We start from the raw sequence: 16,410 nt of genomic DNA, 5'->3' as shown, positions 1-16,410 counted from the left end.
GGTGTTCAAGAAATGCACATCGACCCCATCAAGAACTCGCTGCAAGATATTCTGGAAACCATGGCCGAAGGGCTGATGATCATCGGTCCCAACGGGCGTATCCGCATGGTCAACGAAGCCATGGCCGCCATGACGGGCTACAGCCGCGAGGAACTCACGGGCCAGCCCTGCACCATGCTCCAGTGCGACGTGTGCGCCATTTCGCGCCAGAAGGGGCGTGAGCACTGGTGCGCGCTCTTTGACACCCGGCGCGAGCCGCGCAAGCGCTGCCGCATTATCCGCAAGGACGGCGCCTCCGTCCCCGTCATCAAAAACGCCCGTCTGCTCATGGACGGCGACAACGTCATCGCCGCTGTGGAGACCCTGACGGACATCTCCGAACTGGACGCCCAAAAGCGCCGCATCGACGAACTCACCCGCCTGTTCGACACGGGCTTTCACGGCATGGTGGGGCATGCTCCGGCCATGCAACGCCTCTACGGCATCCTTGAACGGGCCGCGGCCTCGGACGCGCCGGTCATCATCTCCGGCGAATCCGGCACCGGCAAAGAGCTGGCCGCCTACGCCATCCACGCCCTTGGCCCGCGCAGCGACGGCCCATTCATCCAGTGCAACTGCGCCGCCCTCAACGAAAGCATCCTTGAAAGCGAACTCTTCGGGCATGTAAAGGGCGCGTTCACCGGAGCCATCCGCCACCGCGAGGGCCGCTTTGAGGCCGCACGCGGCGGGGATATCTTCTTGGACGAAATCGGCGACGTGCCGCTGTCCATTCAGGTGAAGCTGCTGCGCGTGCTGGAAAGCAAACGCATTGAGCGCGTTGGCGACAACCGCCCCATCACCGTGGACGCCCGCATCATTACCGCCACAAACCGCAATCTGGAGCGCCTGACGCAGGAGGGGCGCTTCCGGCGCGACTTCTACTACCGCATCAACGTCATCCCTATCCATATTCCGCCCCTGCGTGAACGCGCTGAGGACATCCCCCTGCTGGCGGACTTTTTCCTCCACGACATCAGCCAGCGCTCCGGGGCGGACATTGCGGGCATAGCGCCCGAGACCATGCGCCGCCTCATGGCCCACCGCTGGCCCGGCAACGTGCGCGAACTGAAAAGCGCGCTGGAATACGCCTGCGTCATCGCGGACGCCGGCCCCATCCTGCCGGAGCACCTGCCGCCCTCCATCATGGGCGAAGACGCGACATGCCCTCCGCCGGTGGACACCACGCCCCTGCCCCATCATGACGCACAGCGCGCCGAAAGCCTCCCGCCGCTGCGCCCGGCTGACCCCTCCGCACCACGCGAGGGGGAAGCGCACCACCCCGCAGGTCCACGCGCGCAACTGGTCTCCGCCCTGCGCGCCACTGGCGGCAACAAGACCGCCGCCGCGCGCCTCTTGGGCGTCAGCCGGGGCACGGTGCATAACCGCATCCGCAAGTACGCGGTGGACGTCAGCACCGTCATTCTGGACTAGCCGCGCCGGGGCGCGTCAGCGCCCGTTCTTTCCCTGCGGCGCCTTTGCCCGCTCTGGGGCCTCAATATCAGCGCGCTCTCGCCCGTCCAACGCGCCCTGTACCACCGCGCCCCGGTTTGCCGTATTGCCGATAAGGCGCAAGTGCATGGGGAGCAAATGCTCCAAGCTGTAGCGGCTGACGGCTGTCTCGCGCGCGCCGCGCCTGAGGCGCTCCGCATAGGGCGCATCGTCCAGCACCCGTTCCATACCTGCGGCAATGTCCTTCGGATCTGCAAAATCTACAAACTGCGCGCTTTCGCCATCACGCATCGCCTCTCTCACCGGGGGCGTATCCGAGGTGACGAGACAACAGCCGCTGGCCATGGCCTCAATGGCCGACCACGACAGCACAAAGGGCCGCGTTAAGTACACATGCACCGAGGACGCCGCCAGCATCCGCCGGTACTCGCCGTAGGGCAGCGCCCCCACAAAGTGGACGCGGTCCTGCGGCAGGTCCAACTCCTCCAGCATGATGTCCTTGTAGCTTTTGCCGCTGGGGTGCGGGGTGCCGTAGCAGACCCGGTCCGCCCCGGCGATGACGGCGTGCGCCTCCGGCCGACGGCGCAGGACCATTTCCAGCGCCGTCAAAAACTGCGGAAAGCCCCGGTACGGCTCCATGCCGCGTCCGGCAAAGGTAATGACCTCCCGCACGCCGGACAGGTCGCAGTTTTTCAGCTGCATGGGCGTGCCCGGCCGTGGGCGGAAGAGGTTCGTATTCACGCCGTCGTGCAGGACGGCCATTTTGTGATGATATTCGCCGGGAAACTGGGAGCGCTGCCACAGCGTGGGCGAGAGGCCCTGCTCGCAGGCCCACAGGTCGTTGAATATTGCCGCATTGCGCGAGCGCAGCGTCTGCGGCGGGGCAAGCCCCTTCTCAGGCGGGGGCTTGCGGCCAAAGCGCGCGTCCTCGCCAAAGGGATCGTAAAACCACTCAAAGTAGCACATCAGGGGCGTGTCGGGCCACACGTCCTTGAGGTAGAGGCTCGGCCCCCAGCCGGAGCTGGCGTAGATGACGTCGGGCGTAAAGCCGGACCGCTTCATCCGGTGGGCCAGCCGGTACATGGCCTCGCCCTGCGCGGCGGCATCGCGAAACGGCGTCACCAGCCGCCGCACAGCCTGTTGATGGGCGTCGCCATCCTTTGCTTCCGTCTTGGCCTTGACTGGTGAGAATATCGCCTTCTTCACGCCGGGGATGGTCCAGTCCGGGCGCGGATTGGTGGTGGCAAAGACCACCGTCGTCGCACTATCCGCGCCAAGGGCGCGCGCCACGTGCCGAAACTGCGCCGGAAAATTGGGATGCACCAGCAGGACGCGCATAGTCATCGCTCCTGCATGGCCTGCCCCATGGCGCCAAGGAAGGGGTCCGTCAGGTATTCCAGCACGGTGCGCTGGCCTGTATGGATATACGCCATCACCAACATCCCCGGAATGAGACGGTATTGAAAGTCGCCGTGGGAAAAGCCGTCGCCCTCGGTCTCAATACGCACAGAATAGAAGGTCTGCCCCTCCGGCGTGGTAAAGGTGTCCGGGCTTACATGCACCACGCGTCCGTCCAGCTTGCCAAAACGCGCCGCATCCGCCGAAGCCAAGCGTACAATGGCGCTCTGCCCCTCCTGCACGTAGCCAATGTCCGAAATGGGCAAATGCGCCTCCACCACCAGCCTGTCACTTGAGGGCACAATGTCCACAAGGGTCATGCCCGGACGCACCACGCCCCCGCGCGTCACCACGTGCAGGGTCTTCACCACGCCCTCCACGGGGGAGCGGATAACCGTCCGCCGCAGACTGTCGCGGAATTTCTTGAGCCGCTGGGAAAACTCCTCCAGCTCCTGCCGGGCCTTGCGCAGATCCTCCTGCGCCTCCTCGCGGTAGGCGCGCTCAAGGCGCACCAGCCGTTCACGAGCCTCGGCAAGGGACGACTGCGCACGCGGCAGGGCCGCGCGGTCCTGCTCTATGCGGCTGACAAGCTCCGACTGCTCGCGCAGATAGGCCAGGTGCTTATAGCGGGTGGTCAGGTTATCACGCAGCAGCTCTTCGGACAGCGCCACCTGCTCGCGCACAAGGGTCAGGCTCTGGCGGTTATTCCTGAGGCGGGCGCGGATTTCCTTCACGTCCTGCTCGCGCTGGATGATATTTTCACGCTGTTCGGCCAGTTCGCTTTCAAGGCGCTGGCGGCTGGCCTCAAAGAGTGTCGTCGCCTGCCGGGCAAGCTGCGGGTGCGCCATGGCAAACCCTTCGGGAAAGACCGGGGCGTCCAGCATACGCGCCTGCGCATCAAGGCGCGCGACCTCCGCCGTGAGGGATGTGGTGCGGATGGCAATCTCCTCCACGCTGGCACCGGTGGAGGTCTCCTCCAAAATGACAAGGGGCTGACCCTGCTTTACGGCGTCGCCCTCGCGCGCCAAAATCTCGCGGATAATGCCGCCTTCCAGATGCTGCACGCTTTTGACCTTGGTGCTGGGGATAACTTCGCCCTGCGCCATGCTCACTATATCCAGCCGAAAAATGGCCGCCCACAGCACAAACACCACCGCGCCCGCCACACACAGCCACAAAAAGCTCCGGGCCGCCCGTTCACTGCGCCGCGCCGCGCTGTCGGCGGCTTGGTCCGGCTGTACCGGCGTCTGCGTCATGCGCTTTGCTCCTTCGTGCGTTGCCGACCGGGAGATGCGGCCCACACAATTTCCGGTTCCGGCTTGCGCCCAAGGTCCAGCCGGACATGCGCGTCCGTCAGAACATCCGGCGCATCCGCGCAGACAATGATGGTCCGCCCCTGGCGCGCACAGTCGCGCAGCACTGCCGACACCACGTGCACGCCGTCCTCGTCCAGTCCTTCAAAGGGGTCGTCCATCACAACCAGCCGCCCCTGCGTGGTCACCGCGCGGGCAAGGGCCACGCGGCGGCGAATGCCATAGGATAACGTGCGCCCCGCCCGCGTCAGCGGCGTCTGAAGCCTCTGCGGCAGGTCCGCCACAAGCGCCGTCAGCCCGCACAGCCGCACCACCTCCGCCACGGCCTCGTCGTCCATGTCCGGACGCATGAGGGTAATATTCTCGCGCAGGGTGCCGCTGACGAAGGTTGGCTCCTGCGGTACATACACCACCTGCGCCCGCCACCACGCCGGGGCAAGCTGACGCAGGGTGATGCCGTCCGCCAACACGTCGCCACGCGTTGGCACCACAAGGCCGGTGAGCAGCCGCGCAAAGGTCGTCTTGCCCGCGCCGCTAGGCCCATGCACCACGGCCACCGACCCCGGCGGCAACGAAACGGTAAGGGATTCAAACAGCGGCGCACTGCTGCCGGGGTAGGCAAAGGCCACATCCCGCAGACTCAGACGCCCGGAAAATTCCCGAAGCGCGGTGCCGCTGCCCGCCTCAAGAGGCACGCGCGACAGCTCGCGGATATCGCGCAGGGCCTGCCTGCCCCGCGCCAGACGCATGCCCGTGCCCACAAACTGCGCCACAACCATAAAGGCTCGTGACACAAGAATATTCGCCGCAATAAGCCCCGCCACGGTCAGGTTGCCCACCACCACTTCCTTCGCGCCCACGGCGTATACCGCCACCCGTGCCAAGACGGGAATGGTCATGGCCGCATTCATGCCGCCAAGACGCATGCGCTCCACCGCCATATTCAGGCCGCGAACCGTTGCCCCCTGCCGCGCGCAGCGCTCCTGCACAAACACGCCGCCCCCAAACAAGCGGACGGTATCCGCGCCGCGCTGGGCGCTCTCCACCATGCCGCGCAGGGTCATATCCTCCCGCTGGGCCTCGCGCATGGTGCGCTGCTGCGCGCGCGTTGCGGCAAGGCCCTGCCCCAGCAGCGCCGCCGTCCCCACAAGGGCAACCGCCCCAACCCACGGACTGAGCCACCACGCCGCCGCAATAAACGCGAGGCAGAACGGCGCATCGAGCACACTGGTAATGCTGGTGGCGCTGTAGGCCTTGCGTACGGCGTCGAGATGCGCGGGAATGCTCCGCCGCAGCGCCTCCGGCACCCGCCACAGCGCGCCCATGCGCGCCCGCGTCAGCACATCCGCCACCCCCGCGGCAAGGCGCTCGTCCGGGGCCTCGCTGACGGCGGCCGCCATGGCCGTGCGCACCTGCTTCAACCCCACCTGCAGGGCCATCGCCAGCACCATGCCCACGGCAAAGGTCACAAGGGTGCCGTCAAATCCGGTGTTGGTGTACTGCCCCAGGATGAGCATCACAAACAGCGGCGAGGCAAAGGACAAGACATTCACACACACCGTCGCGGCAAAAAGGCGCATGGTCAGCGGCGCGGCCTGCGTCAGGCGGGCGGTCATCTCCTTCATTGCCGCACCTCCTGCGCGCCGGAGGCTGTGGCGGCGGGGGCGGCGGCACGCACACGCGTAAACGCGCCGTCAGCAAGGTCCAGCAGACAGGTTGCGCCCTTGCGGATATGCGGGTCGTCCGATGCGACAAGAATGGTGCGCCCCTCCCGCGCCATGGCATTGAGCGCCGCGTACACACAGGCGCGCCCCTCCGCGTCCATGCTCTGCGTTGGCTCGTCAAAGAGCGCCACGCGCCCACCGGACGCCAGCGCCCGCGCAAGGGCCAGCCGCCGCCGAATCCCGCGCGAGAGCTTTGCACCGCCACCGGTGAGCACCTCGGAAACGCCATGCTCGCTGGTGTCGATAGAGCGCCGCATCCCTGCCGCTCCCAGTGCGGCCTGCATCTCCACGGCGTATTCGCCCGGCGGTCCAAGGGTCATATTCTCGGCAATGGTCCCGTCCAAAAACACGGCCTCCTGCGGCATGACGCATATCTGCTGCCGCCACCACGACGCAGGCACCTGCGCCAAACGCGCGCCATCCACCCACACCGCCCCGTCCTGCGGCGCAACAAGCCCCGCCACCAGCCGAAGAAACGTGGTCTTGCCCGCGCCGTTAGGGCCGGTCACCAACAAAATATCCCCGGCCCGGACGCTGCAGGACAGCCCCGAAAACAGCGCCCCGCGCCCCGGCCACGCAAAACTGACGTCCTCAAGGCGCAGCGCGCCGGACCACTGCGCCGGCGGCTCGCCCTGCTCCTGCTCGCGCGGCAGGCTCCAAAATTCCTCTAGCCGCTGCCACGCCTGCCGCCCCCGCATAATGCTCTGCCACGCCTGCACGGATTGCGACACCGCGCGCAGGGCCAGCGCCCCAAGCATACTCACGCCAATAAGCGCCGCCACGGACAGCCCGCCCCGGACCACATACGTCGCCCCAATGCCAAACACGCCGACGCGCAAGAGCGCAGACGCCCCTTGCGTGAGCGCGGTCCCGGTGCCGCCCACATGCGCCGCAGCGCGCCGCAACAGCGCAAGGCGCTCCTGCGCGGCGGTCCATGCACTGCGCACCAACGCCCCGCCACAAAAGGCGCGAACCGTCTCCCCCGCATCGCTCATATTGCTGACCACACGCTGCGCCCGGTCCGCAGCGCGCTCAAGGCGCGGCGCAAGCGCCACACCACGGCGCGCCGTCCACACCCCGCCGCCACAAGCCACGGCGCAGCCGCCCGCCACCACCGCGGCCATCACCGGATGCAGCATCCACACCGCCACAATGAAGAGCAGCACAAAAGGCGCGTCCAACGTGGCGCAGAGATTCTGCGGACCAAGAGCGGCGCGCACAGCGGCAATATCGCTCATCAGACCCCGCCCGCTCACGCCTTCTGCCTCCAGCCCCGAAACCCGCGCGGTAACCAAATGCTCCATGGTCCGGGCCTCCACCGCTTCGGCGCGGCCCATGTCCATGGCGGCGGCCAGTCGGTTTCGCGCCCGGCGCACACCCCACAGCACCAGCACCGCAACCAGCGTTCCACCGCCCAGCAGATACAACGTTCCGTCCAGACCATGCGCCACATACCGCCGCAGCACGATCATCACGAACACGGTATCCACAAGGGCCAAAAGATTCATAAGCAGAGAGGCCGCCAGCAATTCTGCGGCGCGGGCGGGATGGCGGGCCAGATGCCCCGTCAGGGACGGAAACGGCGTGGCGTGGGGCAGAGGGGGACCTCCTTTGGTCCAAATGCAACAAACCGGCAGGCCCATGCCGTGGCATGCAGTCTGCCGGTTTGATCCGTGCGTGGGCCGCAGATGAGCGCCCAGCACAAGCGGCTTTGGGGCGCGTCACCCACCGTGGTGAGCGCTAGGGCGCGGCGAACAAATCAAGCTCCAGCTCACCCATGGCATACAGCAGATTGAATGCCGCAAGGTCCTGATCCACCTCTGCGGAGATGGCTCCGCTCAGGGCGTTGTTGTAGTTGACCTCGGCGGTGAGCACATCAAGCAGGGAGCGGTTGCCCAGCTTGCGTTCCTTGCGCGCCAGCTCCAGAAATTCTGCCTCGATATTGGCCTGATTGCGGAACCACTCGGCCTTGGCGCGGGCGGTGAGCAGGTTTTGCCAATTCACACGGACGAGTTCCTCAATGGTGCGCTCCTGATCCTTCAGGGAATTGGCGGCGTTTTGCTTGTCGCTCTTGGCGGCGCTCAGGGCGGCCATGTCGCCGCCACCGGCAAAGATGTTGTAGGCAAATTCCACACCCACGCGCTGTTCAATCTTGATTTCCTCAACGCCGGAGTCGTTCTCCTTGCGCCAGTATTCGCCGTAGGCATTGAAGCTGGGGTAGAACATGGACCGCGCGCTGGCGATTTGGTGCTCGGTCAGGTCCACATTCTTTTGGAGCATGGTCAGATTCGGGTTGTCGCTGATGGCCTGCGCAATGGCGGACTCCAGCGTAACGGGCACGTTGTCGTAGGGGACATCGGGCCGGATGAAGGTTTCAATCTCGTCGGCGGTGACATCGCGCCCGAATACGGCGCGGAAGCGGTTTCGCGCGTTGACGAGGTCGCCCTCGGCCACAACGCGCAGGGCGGCAACGCCGGCAAGCTGCGATTTGGCCTGCAGCACGTCGGACGACAGCCCAGCGCCGCGTTTGACGAGGGATTCTTCTATACCGGTCTGGTGCTTGATGTTTTCTTCGGACTGGAGGGCAAAGGCCAGCACCTTGCTGGCGCGGATGCAATTGAGGTAGGCGGCGACCCCTTCTTGAATCAGGGCCTGCCGGACGGCGACGCGTTCGGCCTCGGACAGCTCGTACCCTGCCCGGCTGGAGCCGATAATGCTGTTGGTGCGGCCAAAGTCCCACAGCAACTGGGTGGCGCGCAGCTTTTCGATATTGCGCCCGAGGGACGTCCCGGCAACGCCGGTCTTTTCGATGTTTTCCTTGGTGACGTCGCCCGTGATGTCGAGGCGTGGATACCACGCGGCGCGGGCCTGCCGCAGGCGGTACTGCGCGGCGTCTTCGCGGCTTTGCGCGGCATGCAGACGCTCGTGCTCCGCAATCATTCCGGGCAGCAGTTCGCCGAGCGTTGTGGCCCGGGCACTGTGCAGACCTCCACCGATTATCACCGCGAGTACCAGCGTACCCAGAATGAGGCGTTTCAAGGCATCCCCCTCAGTGCGTCAACACGTTAACATGCGAAGAACACTCATTGTCTTGTGGTATGGTGATACAGAAAAAAAGTCAATACCACCTCCACAATACACGGGATAAATCACGCCTTTTTCAGGCCAATGACAGACACTGCGTACAAAACGCACTGCACAGCGAAAACAGAGCTAGGTCACATGCCCGCCCGTGCGCGCATGGTGTAACGCCGCATGCGCCGCACCCCACAGCCCGGAGGCCTCGTTGGCGTTCAGCATAACAGGAATGCGTTCCATCACAGCGGCATGGGTTTCGGAAAAGCGGAAGGCATCGCCAAAGGCGGGATGGGTGACAAGTTCCGGCGAGCGGGCCGCAACGCCGCCGCTGATGGTCACCCCGCCAAGGGCAAGGGTGCTCAGGGCAAAATTCCTGCAGGCGCGGCCATAGAAGCGCGCCGCCCACGCCAGAATCTTGGACTTGGAATAGAAACCGGCGGTCACTTCCGCCGGGGCAAGACGTTCGCCTGTAAAGAATTCATGCAGCAGGCTCAGCCCAAGGCCGGTCACCACAAGGTCGCCGATAACCTGCCGCCGGCCCGTCCTGTCGCGGACAAAGTCCATAAAGTCGAATTCCTCACGGCTGACAAAGGGGAAGAGGCTGTGGCCGCCCTCGGTGGGCATCACCCGGTAGCCGCCGGCGCCGTCGGGGACCAGTGCGGCCATGCCAAGGCCCGTGCCCGCGCCAATGACGGCGCGTGTGGTGTCCGGTTCGGCCTTGCCGGGCAGGATGAGAAGCGCCTCGTCAAAGATGGGCGTCATGCAAGCGCAGGCCTGCGCCGTAAAGTCGTTAATGAGGGTGAAGTCCTTAAACAACAGCGCGTCGCGCCCGGCAAGGTCCACATCCCACGGGATATTCGGCGGGTCGCTATACGCCCGCCCATGGACGGGACCGGCAACGGCCAGCCCCACCACGTCGGCATCGCGCGGGAGCAGCGGAAAGTGCTCCACCTCCAACTGCCCCACAAGGTCCGCAAAGCTGGCACAGCGCCCGGTCTCCAGCCAGATGCTCTCGCCCATGACCAGCGCCCCGTCCCCATCCAGGGAAAAGACGGCAAAACGCGCATTGGTGCCGCCGATGTCCGCCGCAAGAATGCTGTCCATCTCGCCCTCTCCTCTCCACAGCGTGTGGGGATGGGCCGGGAGACGCGCTCCCGGCCGTTACGGGATTACTGCTGACCGCGTATACTTTCGCCGCCGCCAAAAGGCAGGAGCTTATCAATCATCCATGTATCCAGCTCGCCGGGGTACGGTTCCCACAAAACGAGGACGTCGCGGCCAAACTCGCGCACGAGCTGGCGCTCGCGCCCGGACAGGAAGCGGGGCTTGCCCTCGCCGTTCACAGCCGCCACGGCGCGGATTTCAAGGTCACCAGCCGCCACGGCCTGCATCACGGCGGCCTCAAGCGCGGTATAACCGCCAGCAGGACCGCCGTTCACGTCGCCCGCTGTGTAGGTCTTACCGGAGCGGGACACAACCACCGCGCCGCCGCCGGGGCCACGGTCGGGGAAGTATGCCGCGCCGCGCGCGTCCTGTGCCTGCTTCAGCATGGCCTTGAGCTGCTCCGTGCTGAGTTCGGGCACAAACCACTTGCGGTAGATGCGGTCGTAGGTGCCGTTGGCCATAATGCGGTTGAGGCCGCGCTCAATGGTCTCGCGCAATTCGGGCTGGCCCTTGTACACGGCAAAGTACACAGGCACACGCCTCAGCGACGCGCCAACGGCCCGGATATTGGTATAATTTTCCCGGCGCATCATGTCGTAGGTAATTTTCTGCGCGCCGAAATAGGCGTCCACCTCGCCTTTGGCCAGCGCGGCAAGGGCCTTATCGCCGTCGTCGTACAGTTTGACGATAACGCCGCCAAAGTCCTGCAGCAGACGCTGGTACAGCGTATCACGGATAGTCGCCACGGTCTTGCCGCGAAGCTGGTCCACCCGCTGCACGTCCGACCCCGTCTGCACAAAGAATTTCAGATAAAAGTTCACAGTGGGCGTGCGGGGATAGATGAACAGCCTGTCGCGCAGGTGGGTGCGCGTCATACCAGCGGCCACATGGGCCACACCGCCGGCAAGGTTGGCCTGCGCACGGTCCCAGTCCTTCATAGGCGTATAGCTGATGCTCAGCCCCGTGCTGTTGAGGGCGGCCTTGAGGATTTCCACCTCGAAGCCCATGGGCTTTTGGTTGCGCACGTAGGACATGGGCACAAAGCGGCTGTCGAACACAAAGGACACCTTCTGCGCGGCCACGCCCGCCATGGGCAGGGCCAGCAGCATACAACCGGCGAGTATTGCGGCAACTGCGCCGCGCCTGAGCGAAGAGGACATATGGTTGGCAACTCCTTGTTGACTCGATTGGGGGTTCACGCCGCCGGGGCGTCATGGCCTACGCGTTCTGACGCGCTGGCGGATGACGCCGGCGGCACAGCGCCGGGGCACTCCCCTGTCTTTTCGGCAAATCGTCCGGAATTCTTTACCAATTCCGCCAAGGCAATCAAAGCCCTTCCTTCGCATTCCCCTTGACCATACCAAGACAAACGCCCACGGTGAAGGCTGGACGGCGAGGGAGCAATGCCACAACGCAACACGCATGGCCCACAGCATCAGCGCTACGCGGAGAACTTGTGCGAAACGACGACCACCTGCTGACCATACGCCCCGTGCCAGAACTTGTCCGGCGCATCGCACTGCCCGCGAGCATCGGCTTTTTCTTCCACACCATGTTCAACATTACGGACACCTACTTCGCGGGGCTTTTGGACACGCGCGCCCTTGCCGCGCTGTCGCTGTCCTTTCCAGTCTTTTTCATCATCATTGCCATGGGCAGCGGGCTGCAAACCGGCGCAACCGCCCTCATCGGCACCGCCATTGGCGCGGATGACATGGAGGAAGCACGCACCCTGTCGCGCCAAGCCCTTGTTTTCGGCCTGCTGGTGGCAGGGGCCATCACCATTCTTGGCATTGCGGCCTCGCCCTTTTTGTTCCGCACCCTCGGCGCGTCCGGCGCGTACCTTGATGACAGCCTCGCCTACATGCGGCCCATCTTTGCCGGGTCCATCTTCTTCATTCTGACCTATATGTTCAACGCGGTCCTCAACGCCGTGGGCGACACCAAAACCTTCCGCAACGTGCTTGCCGTGGGCAGCATTTTGAACCTTGGCCTTGACCCGTGGTTCATCTATGGCGGTTTTGGTCTGCCAGCCCTTGGCATTACGGGCATTGCCCTTGCCACGGTGGTCATTCAGGCCGCCGGGGCCTGCTACCTTGGCTGGCGGGCATGGCAAACGGGCCTGCTGGACGGCTGCCTGCGTTCCGGATGCAGGCCACAGGCGAGGCCACTGGCGGCCATTGCGCATCAGGGCTTTCCCGCCGCGTTCAACATGGTCACCGTGGGCCTTGGCATCTTTATCATCACCTACTTCATCGCCTCCTTCGGCAAGGAAGCCGTGGCGGCCTACGGCATTGCCACCCGCGTGGAGCAAATCGTGCTCCTGCCCACCATTGGGCTGAATGTGGCGGTTCTCTCCATCACGGCGCAGAATAACGGCGCAGGGCACTACAACCGCATCCGCCAGACCCTGCGCACCGTGCTGGTGCATGGCGCGTGGCTGATGGGCCTTGGCGCGGTGGTCATCTTTCTTGGCGCGCACACGCTGATGGGCCTGTTTACGGACGACGCCGCCGTTGTAGCCGCGGGCACGCAGTATCTACGCATTGCCGCCTTTGTGCTGTACTCCTATGTGGTCCTCTACGCCCACGTCGCGTGCATGCAGGGCTTAAAGCGCCCCATGTTCGCCATTTGGATTGGCCTGTTCCGCCAAATTTTCGCCCCTGCCGCCGTCTTCTGGCTGAGCATCCATGTGTTCGACTTTGGCCTTGGCTCCATCTGGTGGGGCATCTTTGGCGTGACATGGACGGCCGCCCTCTTCGCCCTCGTCTACGCCCGCACAGTGCTGCACGGGCTTCCCCACACGGACAACGCGCCGCCCCCAAGGCCCTGAAAAAAACGCCCCGCTTCGCGCGGGGCGAAACGGGGCGGCAACAGCGTATCAGGCTGGCACAACCGTGCCGGCAAGCTCTTCTACTTGCCGTACTCCACAGGAGAGTCAGGCGTCTCCACATCCTTGGGCAAGGGGGAGAAGGGGAAGGGCTTGGTGTTGGAGTTGAGGGTCATGTAGCGCAGGCACAGGTAGGCGTAGCGCGACATGGCATTGCAAAACGACCGCAGCGGCTCGCTCTCCTTCTGCGTCACAAGCACGATGCCGTACTGCACCAGCGTGCCAAGCTCCGCCAGCAGGCGCACCACTTCAAAGGCAATGAAGATGACAATGGTGTACAAAAAGCGAATGAGCACGGCTTTGCGTTCAACGGGAGTATCGGACATGGGATGAACCTCCTCTCAGGACAATGAAACGTGTTTGAGCAAATTTTCACAGACAGTGAATTGCTTCCATAGCCGCTGTCCGCCGTCTTGTCCAGAGTCTGCACGCCGTGCACAAAGCGGCCATTGCGTACGCACTGTTTTACCCCAGTTGCGTGCACCATCCTTCGCGACGGGCCGCGTGCCCCTTGCTGCAATAAGGCGCTCCCGCCCATCGATCGTTGCCGCTTGTGTACCACCGCCCGCATGCCGTGTGGGAGCAGCTTTGCCCCCACGCCGCGCAGCCCCACCGCGTCACGTTCGCCCGTCACACAACGCGGGCGGCCCGCACGCCAGTGCGAGCCGCCCTTTTGGCCGAGGTACCTGCGCGTTATTTTTCGTCGTCAAGGCCCTCGGTTGCCACGGAAAGCAACACATCCACAATACTCGCGCCGTCACCGGCAAAGGTACTCTCCAGCGTCGCCAGCGCCAGATACACAAGCTCCTGCCGCCGCGCCTGCGATGGCGACAGCGCGTCCGGCGGCGTGAGCAGCAGCATCCGCAGGTGCCGCTCCGCGCTTGCCAGTTCCAGCCGGAACTCACGCACCATCTCGCGCGACTGGAAGGAATAGTACGTGCGGAACAGCGCGGCCAGTTCATCGGCCATCTGCTCACGCTTCTGATCGTCCGGCAGCGCGGCAAGAACGCGCTCAATGCGCGGCCTGCTGGCGGCAAGCTCGCGCCGCATCTCCGACGTCATACGCTCATCCAGCGCCGCCAGCTCGGCGTCCAGCGGCGCGGTAAAGGCACTGAGCATCTCGGCGCGTAGCTGCGGCAAACGCGCCACTGCGGCCCTTGAAATATCCTCCACCCCACGGGGGACCTCCTCCAGCAGGAAGTCGCGCACAAGGGGACGCGCCTTGGGCAGGACCTCCACTTCCGCGTAGTCGCCCAGCATGGAGGCCATCTCGCCCTCGTCCATCATCTGCCCCAGATTGGAGTAAATCCACCCCATATACCACCACACGCCCACTATGAGCACGATGCCCAGGACGATATTGCGCGTTTTGGCCTTGCGCTCGCGCGCAAGTTCGTCGTCCAGTCGCGCCTGCATCTGCTCCATGGATACGAATTCTTCATGTCCGTGCGCCATGCGCCACCTCCTCGCAAACGGTCCACCCGGCACTCACCCGGCCGGACCGGGAAATATCGTCAGCGCGCCTAGCGGGCATACGGCCCGGCCATAAGCGCCATAAACGCCTGAATAAAGCGCGAACTGTGCGCCGGGTCGTCACGCATAAGGGTGACGCGCGCCCGTACCTCGGGCATTGCCAGCAGCTTTTCCATGTCCTGAAGCGACGTTTCAATGCCGCGCAGTTCATCATCCATCACCCGCGCCACGGTCCGGTCCAGCACGGCGAGGATGTGCTTCTCCACATCCGCCCTGTAGTCCGGATCCTCCAGCTCGGGATACTGCCCAAACAGCGCGGCGCCGTGGGTGTCGAACTGGCGCTTCACAAAGCCGTTCACCCGGTTGTACATGACCACGCTGGCTTCCTCGGCAAGGCGGGAAATTTCGCGGTCCAGCGCCTCCGCCACAAGCGGGGCATTGCGCTGGACGGCTTTGTCCACACGCCGCAGCGTTTCCTCGCGATTTTCCTCAATCACATCGCGGAGCATAACCTCCGCCTGCGGACGCAGTGCCAACACCTCCCCGCGCAGCGCCGCCACAAATTCCTCCTGATTGAACTGCGTAAACAGTCCGGCAATCAGGGAGCCGTACACCACAAACAGCCCCAGCACCAAAACGCCGGTCAGCCGCTTGATGCGTCTGTTTCGCGCCTGCACGTGGAGATATTGCCCAAAGAGCTGCATCACCTCCGGGGCAGCCCCCGCGCCGCCCTGCGCATCGTGTCGCCGTTCTTCTCCCATCGCTGGCCTCCTTCAGTCACTCTGCCCTTTTAGCCCCGCCACAAGCGAAAATTCGGGCGGAGCCTGTACGGGATACTATCACCTCACATGGCCCGGGCAAAGCAAAAGTGATGAAACACCGCAGAGGGCGGGCCTTGACAGCGCCTTCCCACTGCGTGACAAAAGCCGCAGGAGGACCACGGTGAACGATCAAGATTACAAGCCCTTTGCGGCACTGAAAAAGGCAGGACTCAAGCTGAAGGACGACGAAAAAAAAGGCGTCCCCAAGCCCGCACCTCAGCCCAAAAAGCCCGACCCCGAGGTGGAGAAAGCCAAGGATGACGACCTGTTCCTCTCCGCCATGATGGGCACAAAACCCATGGACAGCACAAAACGCGTGGCCCCCAAAAATGCTGCGCCAAAGCCCGCGGCGGCCAAGCCCAAGGCCAGCGCCCCAAAACAGCCCGCGCCGAAAAAAGCCCCAAAGCCCGCCCCGGAGCCCGCAGCACCTGTGGACCCGGACGCCGAGGCCGACGTCTTCCTGAGCGCCATGTCCGGCGTCAAGACGCTGGATGGCGAATCCGGCCGCGCCGTGCCCAAAAAGACCAAAGAGCCGGAAGCGCCCAAGCTCTCCACCGAGGAAGCCCTCAGCCGCGAGCGCGTACATAAGCTCCTGCACGACGATATCGCCTTTGATATGGACTACGCCGAGGGCTACCAGTACGGGCAGGTCCAAGGTCTGGACCCCAAGATTTTCAATAAGCTCAAGGCCGGAAGCTACGACATCGAGGCGCGCCTTGACCTGCACGGCATGACCGTGGACCAAGCGTGCCACACGCTTCTCGACTTCATGCGCAAGCAGTACCAGCTGGGGCACCGCTATCTGCTGCTGGTCACCGGACGCGGCAAAAACTCCCCCATGGGCCGAAGCATCATCCGCGAGGAGATGCAATACTGGCTCACCCGCGACCCGCTGCGGCAGGTGGTGCTGGCCTTCGTGTCCGCCCAGCCCCGCGACGGCGGCCCCGGCGCGCTGTACGTCCTGCTGCGCAAATACAAAAAATCCATCGGCAAGATTAACTGGGAAAAGCTCCCCGGCGACTGGAACGACCTGTAGCGCCGAGTCCTCGCCTTATCGCACC

Annotated in this window: 13 protein-coding genes; 3 read left to right on the top strand and 10 right to left on the bottom strand. The window is 64.4% G+C overall.

Translation table 11 applies throughout. From position 1 onward, the window contains the following. Nucleotides 1–12 precede the first annotated feature (12 nt). The gene (locus ACI3L3_RS06440) at nt 13–1,470 is read left to right on the top strand and encodes a sigma-54 interaction domain-containing protein (RefSeq protein WP_404844287.1); all 1,458 of its coding nucleotides are present in this window, start codon (nt 13–15) and stop codon (nt 1,468–1,470) included. Nucleotides 1,471–1,485: 15 nt separating this feature from the next. Here the strand turns inward: ACI3L3_RS06440 and ACI3L3_RS06435 are convergent, their stop codons facing one another. The 7 genes from ACI3L3_RS06435 to ACI3L3_RS06405 all read right to left on the bottom strand — a co-directional run bounded on the left by ACI3L3_RS06435 (nt 1,486) and on the right by ACI3L3_RS06405 (nt 11,325). Then, nucleotides 1,486–2,832, bottom strand: a complete 1,347-nt coding sequence (locus tag ACI3L3_RS06435) for a glycosyltransferase (protein ID WP_404844286.1) — start codon at nt 2,830–2,832, stop codon at nt 1,486–1,488. Then, the gene (locus ACI3L3_RS06430) at nt 2,829–4,142 is read right to left on the bottom strand and encodes an HlyD family type I secretion periplasmic adaptor subunit (protein ID WP_404844285.1); all 1,314 of its coding nucleotides are present in this window, start codon (nt 4,140–4,142) and stop codon (nt 2,829–2,831) included. The genes ACI3L3_RS06435 and ACI3L3_RS06430 overlap by 4 nt, the downstream gene beginning before the upstream one ends. Beyond that, a complete protein-coding gene (locus ACI3L3_RS06425; protein WP_404844284.1) occupies nt 4,139–5,824 on the bottom strand; it encodes an ATP-binding cassette domain-containing protein in 1,686 nt (561 codons plus the stop codon). The genes ACI3L3_RS06430 and ACI3L3_RS06425 overlap by 4 nt, the downstream gene beginning before the upstream one ends. Beyond that, on the bottom strand, nt 5,821–7,566 hold the full coding sequence (locus tag ACI3L3_RS06420; RefSeq protein WP_404844283.1) for an ATP-binding cassette domain-containing protein: 1,746 nt from the start codon (nt 7,564–7,566) through the stop codon (nt 5,821–5,823). The genes ACI3L3_RS06425 and ACI3L3_RS06420 overlap by 4 nt, the downstream gene beginning before the upstream one ends. Nucleotides 7,567–7,663: 97 nt before the next feature. Further along, complete coding sequence (locus ACI3L3_RS06415) at nt 7,664–8,962, bottom strand: TolC family protein (protein WP_404844282.1); 1,299 nt, start codon at nt 8,960–8,962, stop codon at nt 7,664–7,666. Nucleotides 8,963–9,136: 174 nt separating this feature from the next. After that, on the bottom strand, nt 9,137–10,105 hold the full coding sequence (locus ACI3L3_RS06410) for a glucokinase (protein ID WP_404844281.1): 969 nt from the start codon (nt 10,103–10,105) through the stop codon (nt 9,137–9,139). A 65-nt stretch (nt 10,106–10,170) separates the two neighbouring features. Beyond that, entirely contained in the window at nt 10,171–11,325 is a 1,155-nt protein-coding gene (locus ACI3L3_RS06405; protein ID WP_404844280.1) for a transporter substrate-binding domain-containing protein, read from the bottom strand. A 296-nt stretch (nt 11,326–11,621) separates the two neighbouring features. Between ACI3L3_RS06405 and ACI3L3_RS06400 the strand changes: the two genes are divergently transcribed. Further along, nucleotides 11,622–12,998 carry an MATE family efflux transporter gene (locus ACI3L3_RS06400; protein ID WP_404844279.1) on the top strand — a complete coding sequence of 459 codons (1,377 nt, stop codon included), beginning with the start codon at nt 11,622–11,624 and terminating at the stop codon, nt 12,996–12,998. A gap of 80 nt (nt 12,999–13,078) precedes the next feature. Here ACI3L3_RS06400 and ACI3L3_RS06395 read toward each other — a convergent pair whose 3' ends face one another. From ACI3L3_RS06395 to ACI3L3_RS06385, 3 genes are all read right to left on the bottom strand, one after another. Continuing rightward, nucleotides 13,079–13,381: a DUF4389 domain-containing protein gene (locus tag ACI3L3_RS06395; protein WP_404844278.1), complete on the bottom strand. Its 303-nt coding sequence runs from the start codon at nt 13,379–13,381 to the stop codon at nt 13,079–13,081. Between the two features lie 367 nt (nt 13,382–13,748). Beyond that, the gene (locus ACI3L3_RS06390) at nt 13,749–14,510 is read right to left on the bottom strand and encodes a hypothetical protein (protein ID WP_404844277.1); all 762 of its coding nucleotides are present in this window, start codon (nt 14,508–14,510) and stop codon (nt 13,749–13,751) included. A 68-nt stretch (nt 14,511–14,578) separates the two neighbouring features. Beyond that, nucleotides 14,579–15,289, bottom strand: coding sequence for a hypothetical protein (locus ACI3L3_RS06385; RefSeq protein ID WP_404844276.1), 711 nt, complete (start codon nt 15,287–15,289; stop codon nt 14,579–14,581). Nucleotides 15,290–15,470: 181 nt separating this feature from the next. Here ACI3L3_RS06385 and ACI3L3_RS06380 point away from each other — a divergent pair, with 181 nt between their 5' ends. Further along, a complete protein-coding gene (locus ACI3L3_RS06380) occupies nt 15,471–16,385 on the top strand; it encodes a Smr/MutS family protein (protein WP_404844275.1) in 915 nt (304 codons plus the stop codon). Nucleotides 16,386–16,410: the final 25 nt, after the last annotated feature.

The sequence above is a fragment of the Desulfobaculum sp. SPO524 genome, from assembly GCF_044987625.1.
In the GTDB taxonomy this organism is placed as follows: Bacteria; Desulfobacterota; Desulfovibrionia; order Desulfovibrionales; family Desulfovibrionaceae; genus Desulfobaculum.
Note: the sequence above shows the minus strand (reverse complement) of the source record. Positions and strands in the feature narration are given on the sequence as shown.